1 protein-coding gene is annotated in these 253 nt (G+C 57.7%); it reads left to right on the forward strand.

Annotated features, from left to right (window positions below; all coding sequences use genetic code 11):
• The coding region (locus NTD80_RS28610) for a hypothetical protein (RefSeq protein WP_262135677.1) at nt 1-253 on the forward strand (253 nt) is incomplete at both ends.

Raw genomic sequence — 253 nt, forward strand, 5'->3', positions numbered from 1 at the left:
CTCGTTGGCGCATCGGCTGAGTGTTTCCGGTGATTGCGTCGTGTGGACGGACCATGAGAATCGCATTACTTCGTTTCCGATGCCGACTGTTGCTCGACCTGCAATCACCAATAGCCTGGCCGAAGCGGCGATCTATTTGGGCGCTTTGCCGGATGAACTGGTGTTGGCGCAGGCGTCGCGCTTCTACCACTTTCGCGACGGCATACTGACCGCGATCAGCGATGCGTATGACAACTGGCTGCGCATTGTCCGA

The sequence above is a fragment of the Pseudomonas sp. 13B_2.1_Bac1 genome, from assembly GCF_025466155.1.
Lineage (GTDB): Bacteria > Pseudomonadota > Gammaproteobacteria > Pseudomonadales > Pseudomonadaceae > Aquipseudomonas > Aquipseudomonas aylmerensis.